The following is a 16,382-nucleotide window of genomic DNA, read 5'->3' as shown; positions in this document are numbered from 1 at the left end:
TCGTTCGCCGCCCCTGATGTGACCGGAGTCCGCCATCGACGCGTCGCAAGCGCCGCCGCAGCCGTCGTCGGCCGATGCCGGTGCCGGGGCGGTTGCCGGCTCCTCGTTCTCCCCTTCCTCCCCGTCTTCCCCGCCCTCTCTGCTCTCCCCGTTCTCCCTGTCCTCCTTCGCCGGGGTCCGTCCGGCGTGGGCCGTGCGGAGTGCGGTGGTGCTGGTGCCCGCGGGTCTGATGTTGTTCCTGGGGGCGTGGGGAATCCGCCGCCAGGACGCCATCTGGCGGGACGAGGCGGTCACTTACGACATGGCGCACCGCAGCTTTCCCGAGCTGTGGGCGACGCTGCTGCACGTCGACGTCGTACACGGCCTGTACTACGCGTTGATGCACTGCTGGTTCGCCGTCTACGACGCGACCCTCGACGACACCCTCGGCGCGGTGATCGGTCTGCGGCTGCCGTCCGTCGTGGCCATGACGGCCGCCGCGGCCGGGGTGGCCCTGCTCGGACAGCGCCTGGTCGGCCGGCGGGCCGGGCTGTGCGCGGGGCTGACCTTCGCGCTGATCCCGGTCGTCCAGCAGTACGCGCAGGAGGGCCGCTCCTACGCGATGGTCTGCGCCCTGGTCGTCTGGGCGTCGTACCTGCTGGTGCTCGCCTGTACCCAGGAGCCGCTGCGGGCCGGCACCTCGCGTTCGCCCCGCGCCCTGTGGCCGGGCTACGCCGCGCTGATGCTGCTGGCCTGTCTGCTGCACGAGTTCGCGTCGCTGGCGCTGCCCGCGCACGGCGCCGCGGTCGCACTGGGCCGGCTGCCCCGCCGCGTCCGGCGGTCGTGGATGTACGCGGCAGGGACCGTCGTCGCCCTGCTCGCCCCGGTCGCCGTCTTCAGCACCAGCCAGGCGGCCCAGGTCAGTTGGCTGCTGTGGCCGAATCCGGTGCAGCTCCTCACCTTCGCGGTGCTCGCCGTGCTCGGCGGCCTCTGCGCCCGTGTCCCGGTGCGCTCCCGCGGCCCGATCGGTCTGCGCGCCCTCGGCATCCCGCTGCTCCTCCTGCCCACCGTCCTGCTGCTGCTCCTGTCGAACGTCGAGCCCGCCTACGTGGACCGTTACGTCCTCTACTACGTCGCCGGGTTCGCGCTGGTCGCGGGCGCCGCGCTGGCCCGGCTGCTGCGCCCGGCCGGCGAGGCGGGACAGACCCGCGGCCGGCGGCTGCGGTGGCTGGCCGCGGTGACGCTGGTGCTGGCCGCCCTGCTGCCCGTGGACGTCCATCTCCGCAGTCCGGACAGCCGGGTCGACGACGTCACCGCGGTCGCCCAGGCCGTCCGGCAGATCTCCGAACCGGGCGACGGCCTGCTGTTCGCCCCGTCCCGCCGCCGGATCTGGAGCGCGACGCGGCCGCACGACTTCCGCGGGTTGCACGATCTGGCCCTGGACCGGAGCCCGGTGGCGTCGCACAGCCTCTATGGGACGGAGGTGTCCGGCGACGAGATCCGCCGCCGGATGCTGGCCAGCCGCCGCATCGTGGTCGCCGGCGACCCGGCCGGGCAGCCGCTCGACGCCGATGACCGGGAACTGGCCAAACGGACCACGCTGCGTTCGGCGTTCGTGGCATGCCGCAGCACTGAGGTGCGCGGGGCGCAGATCACGCTCTACGCGCGGGTGGGCGGGCCCGGGGGGAGCGGGCACTGCTGAGGGGAGGCCAAGCCCCGCGTCGCGCCCGTCAAGCCCGGCCCCGCGCCCGTCAAGCCCGGCCCACCGCCTCCTCGTCGATCCCCAGCAGGTCCCGTAGCGCGACCGTGCCCTCCGGGGTGAGGCGGACCGCGCGGCCGGTGCCGATCCGGCGGATCCAGTGCCGCTCCAGCAGCCGTTCGCAGAGCCGGGCGCCGGCCGTACCGGCGAGATGCTGACGGCGTTCGGTCCAGTCCAGGCAGCCGCGGGCCGGTGGGCGGCGGCCGGCGCGGAGCGCTTCGGGCGGGACGCCCAGGGCGGCCTCGAACCACTCCCGCCCGCTGTCGGTGAGCGCGAATCCACCGTCCTGGTCCAGCAGGCCGCGCCGGGTCATCGCGTCGGTGACGGCGACCCCGAGGCGCCCGGCCAGGTGGTCGTAGCAGGTCCGGCCGCGGGCCAGCGCCGCCGACGCGGTGGCCGCCCGCAGCCCGCGCGGCGCCGCGGCCGGCGGGTCGAGATGCGCGGTGACCGACTCCAGCAGCTCGGCGACGCGCGGCCCGGCGAGCTGGGCGTAGCGGTGCCGGCCCTGCCGTCGTTCGACGAGCAGCCCGCCGTCGATCAGCCGGGACACATGCTCGCTCGCGGTCGACGGCGCGACCCGCGCGTACGCGGCGAGTTCGCCGACCGTCCAGGCCCGCCCGTCGAGCAGCGCCAGGCAGAACGCGGCCCGGGTGCGGTCCGCCAGCAGCGCGGCCAGCCGGGCCAGCTCATGGCTGTGGTCGGGCACCGCGGCGGCCCGGCCCGCCGCCCGTCCGGCCGGTGCCGTCGGTGCTGCCGCCGGTGCCACTGGTGCCGTCGGTACCACTGGTGCCGCTGGTGTCCGCTTCCGCTTGGGCGACGTCATGGCTCCATTGTCCGCCGCGACACTTCGGCGGCCACCGACACGTCCTCGTCCTACGGTGCCCGCATGACCAGCGATACGCGCAAGGACGCCGTACCGGGACCCGGCCCGCGCCGCGCCGACGCCCACGCCTTTCACGCCCTCCACCACAACCCCGGCCGCCCGCTGCTGCTCCCCAACGCCTGGGACAGCGCCTCGGCCGCCGCGCTCGCCGCCGCCGGCCATGCCGCGATCGGCACGACCAGCCTGGGCATCGCGGCCGCCCACGGCCATCCGGACGGCGAGGGCCTCCCGGCCGTCCGGGCCGCCACGCTCGCCCTGGCCCGCCGGCTCGCGGGCCGGCTGCCGTGCCCGTACACCGTCGACATCGAGGGGGGATTCGGCGGCGGGCCCGGCCAGGTCGCCGAGTTGGTGGCGGAGTTGGCGGACTGCGGCGCGTCGGGGATCAACCTGGAGGATGGTCTGCCCGGCGGCGGAGGACTGCAAGACCCGTCCCGACAGGCCGAGTTGATCGCCGCGGTGAAGGAACGCGCCCCGGATCTCTTCCTCAACGCCCGGATCGACACCCACTGGCTGGTGGACACCCCACCGCCCCTGTCGCAGGCCCTCGCCCGGGCGGAGACCTACCTGGCCGCCGGCGCGGACGGCGTCTTCGTGCCGGGCGTCACCGCCGACGCCGACATCACGGTGCTCGTCCGCGAGATCGCCGCGCCCCTGAACATCCTGTTCACTCCGGGCCGGCACCCCGTCCGCCGTCTGGCCGACCTCGGCGTACGCCGCATCAGCACCGGCTCGCTGCTGTTCCGTACGGCCCTGGGGGCGGCCTGCGCGGCGGCGGACGCGCTCCGCACCGGGCCCGTCCCGCCGTACGGCATGGACGATGCCCCGGCCTACGGGGAGGTGCAGCACCTGGCCGGAGACGTCGCGGCCGGCAGCCGGGGCGCTACGGACAAGGCCGGGCAGCGGGGTGGCGACCCCACAGCCCGGCCTCGATGATCAGCGGGTCCGGATCAGCGGGTCCGGTCCGTCGACGCGTGGCGGCGGCGCTGCACCGCGACGCCCACGCCCACCGCGCCCAGTGCCGCGGCACCGCCGATGACGCCCGCCTTCGGCAGGTGCCCGGCCTTCTCGGCGAGGCCGGCGAGGCCCTCGTCGGGGAGGATGATCGACGTCCGGCTCTCGGTCGGGGCGGTGGAGTCGGCGGCGAACGCGGCGCCCGTGGGGAGCAGCAGGACGGCCAGTGCACCGGTGGCGACGGCGGCGGTACGGATCACGGAGCGGCGCTGCGCACGCATGGGTACTCCTCGACGGGGGCGGCCGGCGGCTGCCCTGGGGTGCGGTACGTGAGAGCACGCTACGGAGCGTCCATAACGGCGACCCGTACGTTGTGTAACAGCCGGACCCTCCTCTCTGGTTCATTCCTGTGACGAAGCGGCCGAGGGGCGTGCGGTCGGCCCCGCCGTCCCGGACGCCCCCGGAACGGCCGTCCCGAAGATTCCCGGGCCCCGCACCTTGGGTAGCTTGGTCAGGCTATGTCCGCATTTCTTCCTGTATGGAGCGCGACGGCCGCTCGCCGCCGCAGCCGCGCCCGGGCCGGGTCCGCACCGGGGACCCCTGCCGCGCACGCGCCCGTGCCGCGGGCCCTTGCCATGCCCGCCGTTCTCGCCCTCGCCGTCGTCCCCCTGGCCCTCCTCGCCGGATGCGCCAGCCCCGAGGGTCTCCAGGACGAGGGCCGGGCGCGCCGGGTGAACGCCCCGCTGGCCCTCTGGCCGACGTATTCGCCCGCCCCACTGCGGGAGAACGAGAACCCGGCCGTCCTCGAACCGCTCCCCTCCCTGCCCCGCATCCCCGGCGGCTCCATGGCCGCCGCCGACCCGCTCGCGGTCCTCGACGCGGACTTCACCTCCTCCGGCGGCCCCCCGCCCAAGCCCGCCTCGGTGCGCCGCCCGGAGCTGCACGACCTCACCGACGACGGCAAGCCCGACCTGATCGCCGTCGTCGACGTCGACCGCCGCACCAGCGAGCTGCGCGTCTACACCGTCCGAAAGGGCGTGGTCACCCGGATCCTCGCGCTGCGCGCGGTGCTGGCCGGCGTCGAGCTGGCGGCCGGCCACCTCGCGGTCCGCGAGCCCACCAAGGACCCGCGCTATGTCAGCGTCACCGACTACGTCTGGGACGGCCACACCATGGGCCTGTGGGACCTCACCCTCGACGTGGCCCGCAAACCGAAGCCCGCCATGCCGGCCGCCACCCGGGCCCCGGCCCCCGCCCGCGTCCTCGCCCGCGCCGGGAACCCGCCGTGAGGCGCCCCCGCCCCGCCGTCTCGCTCCGCTGGAAGATCTCGCTGACCGTGACGGCGGTGTGCTGCGCGGTCGCCGCAGTCCTCGGTGTGCTCGTCCACAACGCGGTGGCCCGCCAGACCGTCGGCCAGGTCCGCAAGGAGACCCGCGCCGACCTCGACACCGCACTGGACCTCTTCGAGTACGGCACCTCGCGCGAAGGCATCAACTCCGTCCTCGATCCGCCCGAACTCCCCGACGAGCTACGGAAGTTGGTGCACCGCGGGCGGCGCGGCAGCATGGTCGGCAGCTATCGCGGACGGCTCGTCATGTGGGCGGCGGCGCCCGCCGACGGCCAGATCATGGCCGTCTGGTCGCCCTATGCGAACACCCGGGGGTCGCTGGAGAAGTTCGACACCGCGATCCTCGGTTCGGCCGTGCTCGCGGCCGCGGCCGTCGCCGCCGCGGGGCTCTTCCTGGCCCGGCGCATCAGCCGCCGGCTGGCCGGCACGGCGGCCGTCGCCCGCCGGATCAGCGCCGGCGACCTGGACGCCAGGGTCGGCGAAACGGCAGGTCGGCGGCGGCGCGGCGGGCGGGCGGCACCGGACGAGGTGGCCGCCGTCGCGGCCGCCCTGGACTCCATGGCCGGCACCCTCCAGAGCCGCCTCCAGGCCGAACAGCGCTTCACCGCCGATGTCGCCCACGAGCTGCGCACCCCGCTCACCGGCATCCTCGCCTCCGCCGCGCTCCTCCCGGAGGGCCGCCCCAAGGAGATGATCAACGACCGGCTGCACGCTCTGCACCGCCTCACCGAGGACCTGCTGGAGATCTCCCGGCTGGACTCCGGCACCGAGCACGCCGACCTCGCCGCCTACGAACTCGGCTCGCTGGTACTGCGGTCCGTGCGCACCACCGGCCTCGACGCCGAAGTGCGCATCCGTGCCGACACGGTCGTCGAGACGGACCGGCGCCGCCTGGACCGGATCCTCGCCAACCTCGTCCTCAACGCCCACCGGCACGGTCGGCCCCCGGTCACCGTCACCGTCGACGCCCTCTCCGGTGGCATCCCGACCATCGAGGTCCGCGACCACGGCCCCGGCTTTCCCGACGAGCTGCTCCGCCACGGCCCGCAGCGCTTCCGCACCGACGCCCCCGGCCGGGGCCGCGGGCACGGCCTCGGCCTGACCATCGCCGTCGGACAGGCCGCCGTCCTCGGCATCGACCTCCGCTTCGACAACCCACCCGACGGCGGTGCTCGCGCCGCCCTCACCTTCCCGCCTCAGCCGCCGCCGGGCCCGCCGCTCACCCCGTGACGGGCCGGCCGACGGCGGTCGCCGGCCGCGGCCGTCCGCCGATCCGCCGGGCCGGGTCGCGGCCCGCGCCCTCACCAGTCGATGTCATCCGGCGGCTCCGGCAGCACCTCCTCCTCCGGTGCCGGCTCCACCGCAGCCGTCCCGGCAGCCGCCGGGGTTCGGGGCCGGTCGACCCCACCCGGTGCGGCCCCATCGCCCCCGATGTCCCCTCCGGCCAACACCTCCAGGATCTGCTCGCCGTACTTGGCGAGCTTGTTCTCGCCGACGCCGCTGATCGTGCCCAGCCCGGCGATGTCGGCCGGCTGCGCCAGCGCGATCTCCCGCAGCGTCGCATCGTGGAAGATCACATACGCGGGGACGCCCTGCTCCTTGGCCGTCCGGCCCCGCCAGCCGCGCAGCGCCTCGAAGACCGGCAGCGCCTCCTCCGGCAGATCCACCGGGGCCCGCTTGCCCTTGGACTTCGCCTTGGCCGCGCGCGCCGGCTTCTCCGGCTCCCGCCGCATCGGCACCTGGCGCTGCCCGCGCAGCACCTCACCGCTCGCCTCGGTGAGCACCAGCGTGCCGTAGTCCCCCTCCACGGCCAGCAGCCCCTGGGCGAGCAACTGCCGCACCACGCCCCGCCATTCGGCCTCGCGCAGGTCCTCCCCGATCCCGAAGACGCTCAGCGCGTCATGGTCGAACTGGATGACCTTGGCGGTCTTCCGGCCCAGCAGGATGTCGATGATCTGCCCCGCGCCGAACTTCTGCCCCCGCTCGCGCTTCAGCCGTACGACCGTCGACAGCAGCTTCTGCGCCGGCACCGTCCCGTCCCAGGTCTGCGGCGGGGTGAGGCAGGTGTCGCAGTTGCCGCACGGGCCGCTCTCCTGCCCGAAGTACGCCAGCAGCCGCACCCGCCGGCACTCCACCGTCTCGCAGAGCGCCAGCATCGCGTCCAGATGGGCGGCCAGCCGGCGCCGGTGCGCGTCGTCCCCCTCCGAACCGTCGATCATCTTCCGCTGCTGCACCACGTCCTGCAGCCCGTAGGCCAGCCAGGCCGTGGACGGCTGGCCGTCGCGCCCCGCGCGCCCGGTCTCCTGGTAGTACCCCTCCACCGACTTCGGCAGATCCAGATGGGCCACGAACCGCACATCGGGCTTGTCGATGCCCATCCCGAACGCGATGGTGGCGACGACCACCAACCCGTCCTCCCGCAGGAACCGCGCCTGGTTCGACGCGCGGACCCGGGAGTCCAGCCCGGCGTGGTACGGCACCGCGTCGATCCCGTTGTCCACCAGGAACTGCGCGGTCTTCTCCACCGAGGCCCGCGACAGGCAGTACACGATGCCCGCGTCCCCGGCATGCTCGCTCCGCAGCAACTCCAGCAGCTGCCGCTTGGGTTCGCTCTTCGCCGCGATCCGGTACTGGATGTTGGGCCGGTCGAAGCTCGCCACGAAGTGCCGGGCGCCGTCCATCCGCAGCCGGGAGGTGATCTCGGTGTGCGTCGCCTCGGTCGCCGTCGCGGTCAGCGCTATCCGCGGTACGTCCGGCCAGCGGTCGTGCAGCATCGACAGCGCCAGATAGTCCGGCCGGAAGTCGTGCCCCCACTGCGCCACACAGTGCGCCTCGTCGATGGCGAAGAGCGAGATCTTCCCCCGGTCCAGCAGCTGCACCGTCTGCTCGACCCGCAGCCGCTCCGGCGCCAGATACAGCAGATCCAGCTCACCGGCCAGGAACTCGGCCTCGACCAGCCGCCGCTCCTCCAGATCCTGCGTCGAATTGAGGAACCCGGCCCGCACCCCCAGCGCCCGCAGCGCGTCGACCTGGTCCTGCATCAACGCGATCAGCGGCGAGATCACCACCCCGACGCCCGGCCGCACCAGCGACGGGATCTGGTAGCACAGCGACTTGCCGCCGCCCGTGGGCATCAGGACGACCGCGTCCCCGCCCCCGATGGCATGCTCGATGATCTCCTGCTGATCGCCGCGGAACGCGTCGTACCCGAAGACCCGGCGCAGCACCTGCACCGCCTCGCCGTCCCCCGACGCGCCCTCCGCGCCTCCGTCCACATCCACGTCCACGTCCACGTCCACCACGATCACTCCCACGTCCGCCGAACCACCCGAAAGCCTACGAGCTCCACCCCACCCCTCGCAGACCCTGTGGATAACTCCACCCCAGCCGGTCGTCGCCGACGTCGACATCGGGGGGAGTCAGCCGAGCCGGGGCACGATGCGCAGCGCGCGGTAGTCGTACCCGTCCTGCTGGAAGCCGGGGGCCTCCCATTCGAGCTCGACCTGCTGCCCGGCCGACAGCGTGCGGAACCCGCTCGTCTCGATGTCCGAGAAGTGCCCGAAGCACCCACCCGGAGTCTCGGCAGAGTCGAGCACCCCCCACCCCTCCTCCTCGTACCACTCACGCACCGTCGCAGTCACCATGGCCAGAACCGTAGAACTCCGCCCCCCGGCCGCACAGTTCCATTCGGCCAACACCCCCTGGAACGCCAAAAGGCCACCCAGGAACTGTCCTGGATGGCCTCTCCAACAGTGCCCCCGGCAGGATTCGAACCTGCGACACCCGCTTTAGGAGAGCGGTGCTCTATCCCCTGAGCTACGGAGGCGGGGATCGGGGTGAGCCGATCCGGCGACAAGCGTAGCGGATGGTGGGTGGCGGGTGGGTGGGTGTTGGGGTGGTGAGGGCGCCGGGGCGGTCAGCCGATGTGCCAGCTGAGGGTGCCGTCGGCGGCGGTGAGGGCGACGAGGAGGAGCAGGTCGGCGGCGCCGAGGGCGAGGCCCAGGAGGGCGCGGCCGCGGCGGGTGGTGCCGCGGGCGAGGGCGAGGGTGCCGAGGACCAGTGCGCAGGGGCCGAGGACGACGTTGAGGACCAGGGTGCCGACCAGGCCCAGGACGAAGGAGGCGACTGCCATGCCGTCGGCCTGGGGGCGGGGGGCGGGCCTCGCCGTGCGCGCCGTGGCTGCCGGGCTGGTGGTGAGCGTGGTCATCGGGCGGTCCCCTCGGTGTGGTGGCGGCGTTCGCGCAGGTAGAAGACGAGCAGCCAGGCGGCGATGACCGCGGCCGCGACGAGGGTGACCGGGACGGGGAGGTGCGCCGCGGTGCCCAGCGCGATCCCCATCAGGAGGAGGGCTGCGACGAGGAAGAGCATGGTCTGCCTTTCCGGGGCCGGTTCCGGTGCGGGGCCCGTCGGGGTCCGTCGGGTCCGTTTGCGGAGTGCGGCCGAGAGAAGTTTGAGAGGACAGTTGTTCACTGACTTCTTCAGTGTACGACCGTGGTCGGATGGATTGGTTCGGAGAACGGTTGTTTACTGGATGACATGAGTCACAGTGTGGGCGGAGTCCGTCAGGCGCAGAAGCAGAAAACCCGTCAGGCGCTGCTGGACGCGGCCCTCGGGCTGCTGGAGGAGCAGAGTCTGAGCAGCCTGGGGCTGCGCGAGGTGACCCGGGGGGTGGGCATCGCCCCCACCGCGTTCTACCGGCACTTCCGGGATCTGGGGGAGCTGGGCGTCGCGCTCGTCGAGGAGGCGCTGGGCAGCCTGCATGCGATGGTGCGCGCGATCCTGGCCGAACAGGACGCCGCCGAGGAGCGGATAGACCGGACGGTCGCGGTCGTCGAGCGGCATGTGCGGGAGCACCCCGCGCATGTGCGGTTCGTGGCGCGGGAGCGGCGCGGCGGGGTGCGCGCGGTGCGGCACGCCATCGCCGGGGAGCTGGAACGGTTCGCCGAGGAGGTCGCCGCGGCGCTCAAGACCCAGCCGCTGTCGGACGGTTGGCGGGACGAGGACGTCCGGATGCTGGCCGAGCTGTACGTCGACCGGCTGGTGACGACCGCGGGGGAGCTGCTCGACGCCCGGGAGGAGGGCGGCGAGGAGGCGGCCGCGCGGGTGGTGTGGCGCGCCCGGCGGCAGCTGCGGCTGATCAGTATCGGCCGCCGGCACTGGGGGGAAGAGGGAGGCTGATGGGGAGCGGGGTGCGGGCGGGGGTGGTGCGGACGCGGTAGGTGCCGTCGGCGTTCTCGGTGAGGACGGTGACGCTGACGCCGCTGATGTGGTCCGTGTAGGTCTCGCCGGGCCGGAAGGTGGCGTCGGTCAGGTCCGCGTCGACATAGCGGTCGTCGGTGTAGCAGCCGTCGCTGTGCGGGGTGCCGTCGATGACGCGGATGGGGGCGCGCCCCGAGGGGACGTTGGTGGCCACGTGGTAGACGAGGACACCCGGGCGGCAGACGATCGGGTCCAGCAGGCCGCTGGCCCGGGCCTCGACGACGAACGCGCTGTGCGGCCCGGTCGGAAGCACCACGATCTTGGTGCCGCCGGGGGTGGAGATCGGCGTGAGGACGTGCTCGGTGGGTGGCCCGCCGGCCGGTGCGCAGTGCACCTGGCCGGGGGCGAGCCAGCCCATCTTCCACTTGTGCCAGCCCATGAAGTCGTTGGTGGGTCCCCAGTCCTCGTCCATCGGGTCCCAGTGGCCCACCGGGGTGGAACCGCTCCGCTCGTCCGTGTAGTAGAGGTCGGGCAGGCCGAAGGAGTGCGCGTTCTCGTGGTTGAGGACCCGGAAGGCGCTCAGGCCGGTCTGCCGGCTCCAGATGAACGAGACGTTCCGGAGCGGCGCCCCGCGGGCGGTCTTCAGCCCCAGGTCGGAGCCGCTGAAGGTGACCGACAGGACCGAGTCGGTGGCGGCCGGCCCCGCGTTGGGGGCCGTGATGACGTTGACGACGTCGTAGTTCCGGAAGTCCACGTAGGGGTCCACGGCGTGCACCAGCTCCTGGGAGAGCGCGTGGTAGCCGCGGTCCGAGGACGGGTCGAAGCTGGCGTTGCGGGTGATGCCGTACGCCGCCAGCGGGTGCGACATGCGGATCCAGCGGAAGAGCGGCTTGGGGACGTATGTCAGCCTGCCGTACGAGCTGGTGCGGAAGTAGTCCGTCACGGCCGGGAAGAACTCGGCGTAGCGGGCCATGGGGGAGAGGCCGGCGGGGGCGTCCGGGAAGTCCACGAAGAGGGTGAGGGCCCGCACGGTGCCGGCGCCGTGCGCGAAGCCGGCGGGGGTGGGGGCCGCTTCGGAGACGTCGTCGGTGATGCCGTGGAGCGCGCAGGGGCCGCTGGGGGACGTCCCGGTGGGGGGACGGGGGGCACCGGGGCGGACCACGGTGGGCTTCCCGGCGCCGGCGGTCCCGGTGGGCGGCGGCAGGGGCTTGACGCCGAGGGCCGGTGGCACGGGGGCGATGGGCGCCGGGGGCGGGGGCGGGGGCGGTGCGGCCGTGGCGGCGTGGGGTGCGGCCAGGGTGGTGCCGGCGGCCGCGCAGGCGGCGGTCGCGGCCAGGGCGGCGCAGATCTTGTGCGTCAGGGTGCGCATGGCTCTGCCTTGAGCGTGCGGGCCCCGGCGGTTCGGGCGGGTGCCTTCTGCCTCATGGTGTTCAGCCTGCGGCGGGGGGTGGTCGCCCGCGCGTGGGGGTGCGTCAAATGGCGGGCCGGTGTGGTGCGGAGGGATGGCCGCGGCGCACCCCGCCGCCGGCGTGTCCCACCTCACATCCCGGCCGGGAAATATCCGGGGAGACGTTCCCCGGTTCCGAGGATGTGGTGCGTGACGTGATGCGGTGCGCATCGTGTGACGAGTGATGCGTGACGCGATCAGTGACGCAATGCGTGACGAGTGATGTGTGACGCGATGAGCGACGAAGGGAGTGTGTCGACGTGGCCGGAGCGGCACGGGTGAAGAGCGATCAGCCGCGACTGCGGGCCGACGCGGTGCGCAACCGGGAGCGGATCATCGCCGCCGCGCGGGAGACGATGGTCGAGTTCGGCGCCGAGGTGTCCTTCGATGAAATCGCTCGACGCGCGGGTGTCGGTAATGCGACGCTTTATCGTCACTTCGCGGATCGCCACGAGTTGATCCACCACGTCACGCTCTCTGTCATGTCCCGAATAGCGGACCGGGCGGAGCGCGCCCTCGCCGAGGAGCCGGATGCCTTCACAGCGCTGCGGCGCTTCGTCCACGACGCGGTGGAGGAGCGGATCGGGGCACTGTGCCCACTGCTCTCCGACGGCATCGACCCGGCCCACCCCGATCTGCTCGCCGCGCGCGACCGCCTGGACGCGGCCGTGCTGGCCGTCATGGGCGCCGCCCGCGACAGCGGCCGGCTGCGCACCGACATCGCCGTCGGTGACCTGATGGTCGCGCTCACCCAGCTCACCCGCCCGTTGCCGGGCACCGGCTGTCTCGACTTCGACAAGTTCGTGCACCGGCATCTGCAGCTGTTCCTGGACGGCCTGCAGGCCCCCGCCCGGTCCGAACTCCCCGGCTCCGCCGTCACGTTGGAGGACCTGAGGCGCCGCTGACCACGAGCCGCGGCGGCCGGTGAGGCGGCGGGGACCTGCCCTGCTCCGTCCTCGTCCCGTTTCCTCCCGTTCCCTCTCGCCCCCTCCCGTCCCCTCCGTTTCTTCTCGTTCTTCCAGAACCTCTGCCACGTTCCGTTACGCACCACTAGGTGGACCCCGTCATGTCTGAAACCGCCCCCTCCGTCGATCCACGGCGCTGGAAAGCGCTGATATTCATCGCCCTCGCGCAGCTGATGGTCGTCCTCGACTCGACGATCGTGAACATCGCGCTGCCCTCCGCCCAGAAGGCCCTGGACATCAGCGACGCCAACCGCCAGTGGGTCATCACGGCCTACGCGCTGGCCTTCGGCGGACTGCTGCTGTTCGGCGGCCGGCTCGCCGACCTCTGGGGCCGGCGCCGGACCTTCCTCATCGGCCTGGTCGGCTTCGCGGTGGCCTCCGCGCTCGGCGGGGCCGCGGCCAACGAGACGATGCTGCTGGGTGCGCGGGCGCTGCAGGGCGTCTTCGGCGCGCTGCTGGCGCCCTCCGCGCTGTCACTGCTGGCGGTGACGTTCACTGAGGCGCGCGAGCGGGCCAAGGCGTTCGGCATCTTCGGCGCGATCGCCGGTGGCGGTGCCGCCCTCGGGCTGCTGCTCGGCGGTGTGCTGACCGAGTACCTGGACTGGCGCTGGACGTTCTTCGTCAACATCCCGATCGCCGTGATCGCCGCGGCCGGTGCCGTACTGGTCGTCCGCGAGCCCGCCGAGGGCCGCAACCGCTCCCGGCTGGACGTCCCCGGTGTCGTCCTGGCGTCGCTCGGCCTGGTCTCGCTGGTCTACGCCTTCACCCGGGCCGAGTCCGACGGCTGGCTGGCCGGGGTGACGCTGGGGCTGTTCGCCGCGGCCGCCGTGCTGCTGCTGGCGTTCGTCCTGGTCGAGTCGAAGGTGGCGTCGCCGCTGCTGCCGCTGCGGGTGGTCGCCGAACGGAACCGCGCCGGCGTCTACGCCTCGCTCGGCCTGGCCGTGATCGGCATGTTCGGCCTCTTCCTGTTCCTGACCTACTACCTCCAGATCGTGAAGGGCTACACGCCGGTGGCGACCGGTCTGGCCTTCCTGCCGATGGTCGCGGGCATGATCACCGGCTCGACGCAGATCGGCGCCCGGCTGATGACCCGGGTCCGGCCGCGGCTGCTGATGGCCCCCGGTTTCGCGCTCGCCGCGGTCGGCATGACGGTGCTGTCCCAGATCGACCTGGACACCTCCTACCCGGCACTGATCCTGCCCGGCTTCGTCCTGATGGGCCTGGGGATGGGCACCGCGTTCATGCCGGCCATGTCGCTGGCCACGCACGGGGTCCAGCCGCGCGACGCGGGCGTCGCCTCCGCCATGGTCAACACCTCGCAGCAGGTCGGAGGCGCGATCGGCACCGCCCTGCTGAACACCATCGCGGCCAGCGCCACCACCGCCTACGCCACCGCGCACGCGGCCGGTGCGCGCTCGGCGGACCTGCTCAAGCTCCAGTCGATGGTGCACGGCTACGCCTCCGCCATCTGGTGGGCGGTGGGCATCCTGGCCCTGGCGGCGGTGATCGCCTTCACGCTCGTCAACACCGGGCGGCCGGGCGCCGGTTCGCCGACGGCCTCGTCGGACGGCGGCGCGACCGCCGATGCCGAGGACGGCGCGCAGATTCCGGTGATGGTGCACTGAGGTCGGAGTCGGGGAGCGGTGTCGGGGCCGGCCCCGTGAGGCCCCGGCACCCGCTGTGAGACCGCTCGGTCGCACGGTGTCGCGTCGGCCGGACCGGCCGGATCCGTGGCGTTGCGTCGGCCTCCCTTCGCCCCGCTGAGTGTCAGCGGAGCCAGGGGAGGTCGGCGCCCTGCGGCTGGAGGCCGTCGGCGATCACGCAGCAGATCTCGTCGAGTTGGCCGATCTGCTCCGGGGTGAGGCGGTCGAAGATCGCGGCCCGGACGGCGTTGACGTGTCCGGGCGCGGCCTTCTCCAGGACCCGCAGCCCCTCGTCCGTGAGGTGGGCGTTCTGGCCCCGCTTGTCGGAGGGGCAGTTCTCGCGCCGGACCCAGCCGTTCTTCTCCAGCCGGGCGACGGCGTGTGAGAGGCGGGACCGGGTGATCTTGGCGTTCTGGGCCAGCTCGGTCATCCGCATCCGGCGCCGGGGTGCGCGGGAGAGCTGGACGAGCAGGCCGTAGTAGACGTGCGGCATCCCGGCGTCGCGCTGTAGCTGGCGGTCGAGGTGGTCCTCGAGGAGCGTGGTGGCGTGGAGGTACGCCTGCCAGGCGTGCTGCTCCTCGTCGTCGAGCCAGCGCGGCTCGGTCGTCGCGGGTTCGTTGCTCATGCCATCCACTCTCTCACCGCTTCGAGAGTTATTGAATGTTTAACGATAAGGGTCCGACGGCGAACCGCCCTCCGCTCGGGGGCGGCGGTCGGAGGGTCTTCGCCGTGCGGGAGATCCGGAGGGGGTGGCGGACTCGGATCGGGCGCAAGGGGGGACGCCGCGCGGGGTGGCGGGCGCCGTCGCGGAACGGTGGTAACGCCAGTGTGACGCCGTCAAGCCGTTATGTCGGTAATGTCGGCGCCATTTCTCGGTCAGATCCATCGCTCCGTCGCCGGGTGCCGGGTGCCGGGTGCCAGGTCGTACGGTCTCTGCCGGCGGCGGGACGATCGGCCGGTTCGCCGGCCGGTCGGTCGGCCGATCACCACTGTCAGTCCTCTCCCGGCGTGATCAGCTCCAGGGAGCGGAGCGCGGACCGTAGGGCGCGGTCGTCGCCGTCGGCGGCCCAGGAGGCCACGTCGAGGACGGTGTCGGTCAGCTTGATCACATGCGCGTCGCCGTGCGCGGCGGCCCGTTCGAAGACTTCCTCCGGTGTGAGCGGACCCGCGACGAGCTCCGGCAGCGGGGTGTCGGGGCTGTAGACGGAGGTGAGGGCGGCGCTCGCCGTCCAGGCGGCGCCCAGCGAGGGCGCCCACAGCTCGCGGGGGAGCGCCGGGAGGGTGCGCAGGACGGCGTTCGGGGCGGTGGCCGCGTGGACCAGCAGGACGCCGTCGCCGTGGCCGTAGTCGAGATAGTGGTGGGCGGCCGCCTGTACCAGCGCAGCCAGCTGATCGCGGGCCTCGTCGGGGTTCTGCGGTGCGCGCAGCGACTCGGCCGCGGCCAACCATCCCTCCGTGCCGGGCAGCTGGGCCAGCCCGTCGATGACCGTCGCCTGCTGGTTGGGTACGTGCGGGAGGGCGGCCAGGGCGTCGGCGGGGGCGGTGGTTCCGCTGGGCCGAACGGACATCGGCAGGGTGGCGTGACGCGCCGCCCAGTAGCCGAGGGCGTGCGCCAACTCCGCGATCCGCGGCTCCTCTTCACCCTGCTCCAGGAGGGTGCGCACGGCGTGGCCGATCCGGATCACCGGGTGGGTGGCGGCGCCCGCGATGCCGGGCAGCAACCGCGGCCACCACTCCACGAGCACCTCGCGCCAGGGGCGTTCGGCCACCCGGCGGGTCATGTACGCGGTCCAGTCGGTGACCCGGCGCGGATCGCCCAGCGCCTCCTGCCAGTTGGCGTCGGTGATCGTCGTTTGCCGGCTCGGTACGTCCTCCAGACGGGTGGCGTAGTCGTCGAGCCAGCGGTGGACGGCCGCCGCCTGGCCGTGCCGGATCAGGGCCTCGACGGCCATCGGGGCGTGGTTGCTGAGGTATCCGTTGAATTCGGGGCCGGTGGTGTGGAGGCGTTCCAGGGCTTCGTCGAGGGTGCCGCTCGTCGTATCCATGCCCCGAGGCTAGGTACGCGCTCCGGGGCCGGGTAACGGACCGCGGGCGGATCCTCGGCGGGCCGGCGGGACTACGGCCCTGGTCCTACGGACACGGCCGCGGAGGGTGCGGGGCATTCGGCGGGACGTGCGGCACGGCGTGCGGCACGGCGTGTGTCCAGGC

Annotated in this window: 16 protein-coding genes and 1 tRNA gene; 7 read left to right on the top strand and 10 right to left on the bottom strand. The window is 73.4% G+C overall.

The window, feature by feature from the left end:
* Positions 1–205: 205 nt before the first annotated feature.
* Positions 206–1,681 carry a glycosyltransferase family 39 protein gene (locus K2224_RS03930; RefSeq protein WP_221905271.1) on the top strand — a complete coding sequence of 492 codons (1,476 nt, stop codon included), beginning with the start codon at positions 206–208 and terminating at the stop codon, positions 1,679–1,681.
* Positions 1,682–1,730: 49 nt separating this feature from the next.
* Here K2224_RS03930 and K2224_RS03925 read toward each other — a convergent pair whose 3' ends face one another.
* The gene (locus tag K2224_RS03925) at positions 1,731–2,561 is read right to left on the bottom strand and encodes a helix-turn-helix transcriptional regulator (protein WP_260692328.1); all 831 of its coding nucleotides are present in this window, start codon (positions 2,559–2,561) and stop codon (positions 1,731–1,733) included.
* 63 nt (positions 2,562–2,624) lie between these two features.
* Between K2224_RS03925 and K2224_RS03920 the strand changes: the two genes are divergently transcribed.
* A complete protein-coding gene (locus K2224_RS03920; RefSeq protein ID WP_221905270.1) occupies positions 2,625–3,554 on the top strand; it encodes an isocitrate lyase/phosphoenolpyruvate mutase family protein in 930 nt (309 codons plus the stop codon).
* 14 nt (positions 3,555–3,568) lie between these two features.
* Here K2224_RS03920 and K2224_RS03915 read toward each other — a convergent pair whose 3' ends face one another.
* Positions 3,569–3,853, bottom strand: coding sequence for a hypothetical protein (locus tag K2224_RS03915; RefSeq protein WP_221905269.1), 285 nt, complete (start codon positions 3,851–3,853; stop codon positions 3,569–3,571).
* A 354-nt stretch (positions 3,854–4,207) separates the two neighbouring features.
* On the opposite strand from K2224_RS03915, the gene K2224_RS03910 reads away from it, so the two are divergent.
* Both K2224_RS03910 and K2224_RS03905 read left to right on the top strand, forming a co-directional pair.
* Positions 4,208–4,861, top strand: a complete 654-nt coding sequence (locus K2224_RS03910) for a hypothetical protein (RefSeq protein ID WP_221905268.1) — start codon at positions 4,208–4,210, stop codon at positions 4,859–4,861.
* On the top strand, positions 4,858–6,150 hold the full coding sequence (locus tag K2224_RS03905) for a HAMP domain-containing sensor histidine kinase (protein ID WP_221905267.1): 1,293 nt from the start codon (positions 4,858–4,860) through the stop codon (positions 6,148–6,150). The genes K2224_RS03910 and K2224_RS03905 overlap by 4 nt, the downstream gene beginning before the upstream one ends.
* A gap of 71 nt (positions 6,151–6,221) precedes the next feature.
* Here K2224_RS03905 and recQ read toward each other — a convergent pair whose 3' ends face one another.
* The 5 genes from recQ to K2224_RS03880 all read right to left on the bottom strand — a co-directional run bounded on the left by recQ (position 6,222) and on the right by K2224_RS03880 (position 9,288).
* Positions 6,222–8,213 (bottom strand): DNA helicase RecQ, encoded by a 1,992-nt coding sequence (gene recQ, locus K2224_RS03900; RefSeq protein ID WP_399019948.1) that lies wholly within the window; start codon positions 8,211–8,213, stop codon positions 6,222–6,224.
* Positions 8,214–8,339: 126 nt separating this feature from the next.
* The gene (locus K2224_RS03895) at positions 8,340–8,564 is read right to left on the bottom strand and encodes a cold-shock protein (protein ID WP_221905266.1); all 225 of its coding nucleotides are present in this window, start codon (positions 8,562–8,564) and stop codon (positions 8,340–8,342) included.
* 109 nt (positions 8,565–8,673) lie between these two features.
* A tRNA-Arg gene (locus tag K2224_RS03890) sits at positions 8,674–8,746 on the bottom strand.
* A 90-nt stretch (positions 8,747–8,836) separates the two neighbouring features.
* Positions 8,837–9,127, bottom strand: coding sequence for a hypothetical protein (locus K2224_RS03885; RefSeq protein WP_221905265.1), 291 nt, complete (start codon positions 9,125–9,127; stop codon positions 8,837–8,839).
* Positions 9,124–9,288: a hypothetical protein gene (locus K2224_RS03880; protein WP_221905264.1), complete on the bottom strand. Its 165-nt coding sequence runs from the start codon at positions 9,286–9,288 to the stop codon at positions 9,124–9,126. The genes K2224_RS03885 and K2224_RS03880 overlap by 4 nt, the downstream gene beginning before the upstream one ends.
* A 168-nt stretch (positions 9,289–9,456) precedes the next feature.
* Between K2224_RS03880 and K2224_RS03875 the strand changes: the two genes are divergently transcribed.
* A complete protein-coding gene (locus K2224_RS03875; RefSeq protein WP_221905263.1) occupies positions 9,457–10,098 on the top strand; it encodes a TetR family transcriptional regulator in 642 nt (213 codons plus the stop codon).
* Here K2224_RS03875 and K2224_RS03870 read toward each other — a convergent pair.
* The gene (locus K2224_RS03870) at positions 10,058–11,488 is read right to left on the bottom strand and encodes a M6 family metalloprotease domain-containing protein (RefSeq protein WP_221905262.1); all 1,431 of its coding nucleotides are present in this window, start codon (positions 11,486–11,488) and stop codon (positions 10,058–10,060) included. The two genes, K2224_RS03875 and K2224_RS03870, sit on opposite strands and share 41 nt — an antisense overlap.
* Before the next feature lie 338 nt (positions 11,489–11,826).
* On the opposite strand from K2224_RS03870, the gene K2224_RS03865 reads away from it, so the two are divergent.
* Positions 11,827–12,471 (top strand): TetR/AcrR family transcriptional regulator, encoded by a 645-nt coding sequence (locus K2224_RS03865; RefSeq protein ID WP_221905261.1) that lies wholly within the window; start codon positions 11,827–11,829, stop codon positions 12,469–12,471.
* A gap of 161 nt (positions 12,472–12,632) precedes the next feature.
* Positions 12,633–14,156: an MFS transporter gene (locus K2224_RS03860; RefSeq protein WP_221905260.1), complete on the top strand. Its 1,524-nt coding sequence runs from the start codon at positions 12,633–12,635 to the stop codon at positions 14,154–14,156.
* Positions 14,157–14,298: 142 nt separating this feature from the next.
* Here K2224_RS03860 and K2224_RS03855 read toward each other — a convergent pair whose 3' ends face one another.
* Both K2224_RS03855 and K2224_RS03850 read right to left on the bottom strand, forming a co-directional pair.
* Positions 14,299–14,799: a MarR family winged helix-turn-helix transcriptional regulator gene (locus K2224_RS03855; RefSeq protein WP_221905259.1), complete on the bottom strand. Its 501-nt coding sequence runs from the start codon at positions 14,797–14,799 to the stop codon at positions 14,299–14,301.
* Positions 14,800–15,166: 367 nt separating this feature from the next.
* Entirely contained in the window at positions 15,167–16,219 is a 1,053-nt protein-coding gene (locus tag K2224_RS03850) for a questin oxidase family protein (RefSeq protein WP_221905258.1), read from the bottom strand.
* Positions 16,220–16,382: the final 163 nt, after the last annotated feature.

The sequence above is a fragment of the Streptomyces sp. BHT-5-2 genome, assembly GCF_019774615.1.
Lineage (GTDB): Bacteria > Actinomycetota > Actinomycetes > Streptomycetales > Streptomycetaceae > Streptomyces.
This window is presented reverse-complemented; position numbering and strand designations above follow the sequence as displayed.

Bases quoted from the DNA above. Each gene is read 5' to 3' on its own strand.
- K2224_RS03885 (WP_221905265.1), bottom strand. From the start codon at position 9,127: ATGACCACGCTCACCACCAGCCCGGCAGCCACGGCGCGCACGGCGAGG.
- K2224_RS03920 (WP_221905270.1), top strand. From the start codon at position 2,625: ATGACCAGCGATACGCGCAAGGACGCCGTACCGGGACCCGGCCCGCGC.
- K2224_RS03860 (WP_221905260.1), top strand. From the start codon at position 12,633: ATGTCTGAAACCGCCCCCTCCGTCGATCCACGGCGCTGGAAAGCGCTG.
- K2224_RS03870 (WP_221905262.1), bottom strand. From the start codon at position 11,488: ATGCGCACCCTGACGCACAAGATCTGCGCCGCCCTGGCCGCGACCGCC.
- K2224_RS03910 (WP_221905268.1), top strand. From the start codon at position 4,208: ATGCCCGCCGTTCTCGCCCTCGCCGTCGTCCCCCTGGCCCTCCTCGCC.
- K2224_RS03895 (WP_221905266.1), bottom strand. From the start codon at position 8,564: ATGGTGACTGCGACGGTGCGTGAGTGGTACGAGGAGGAGGGGTGGGGG.
- K2224_RS03855 (WP_221905259.1), bottom strand. From the start codon at position 14,799: ATGAGCAACGAACCCGCGACGACCGAGCCGCGCTGGCTCGACGACGAG.
- K2224_RS03880 (WP_221905264.1), bottom strand. From the start codon at position 9,288: ATGCTCTTCCTCGTCGCAGCCCTCCTCCTGATGGGGATCGCGCTGGGC.
- K2224_RS03875 (WP_221905263.1), top strand. From the start codon at position 9,457: ATGAGTCACAGTGTGGGCGGAGTCCGTCAGGCGCAGAAGCAGAAAACC.
- K2224_RS03850 (WP_221905258.1), bottom strand. From the start codon at position 16,219: ATGGATACGACGAGCGGCACCCTCGACGAAGCCCTGGAACGCCTCCAC.
- K2224_RS03915 (WP_221905269.1), bottom strand. From the start codon at position 3,853: ATGCGTGCGCAGCGCCGCTCCGTGATCCGTACCGCCGCCGTCGCCACC.
- K2224_RS03925 (WP_260692328.1), bottom strand. From the start codon at position 2,561: ATGACGTCGCCCAAGCGGAAGCGGACACCAGCGGCACCAGTGGTACCG.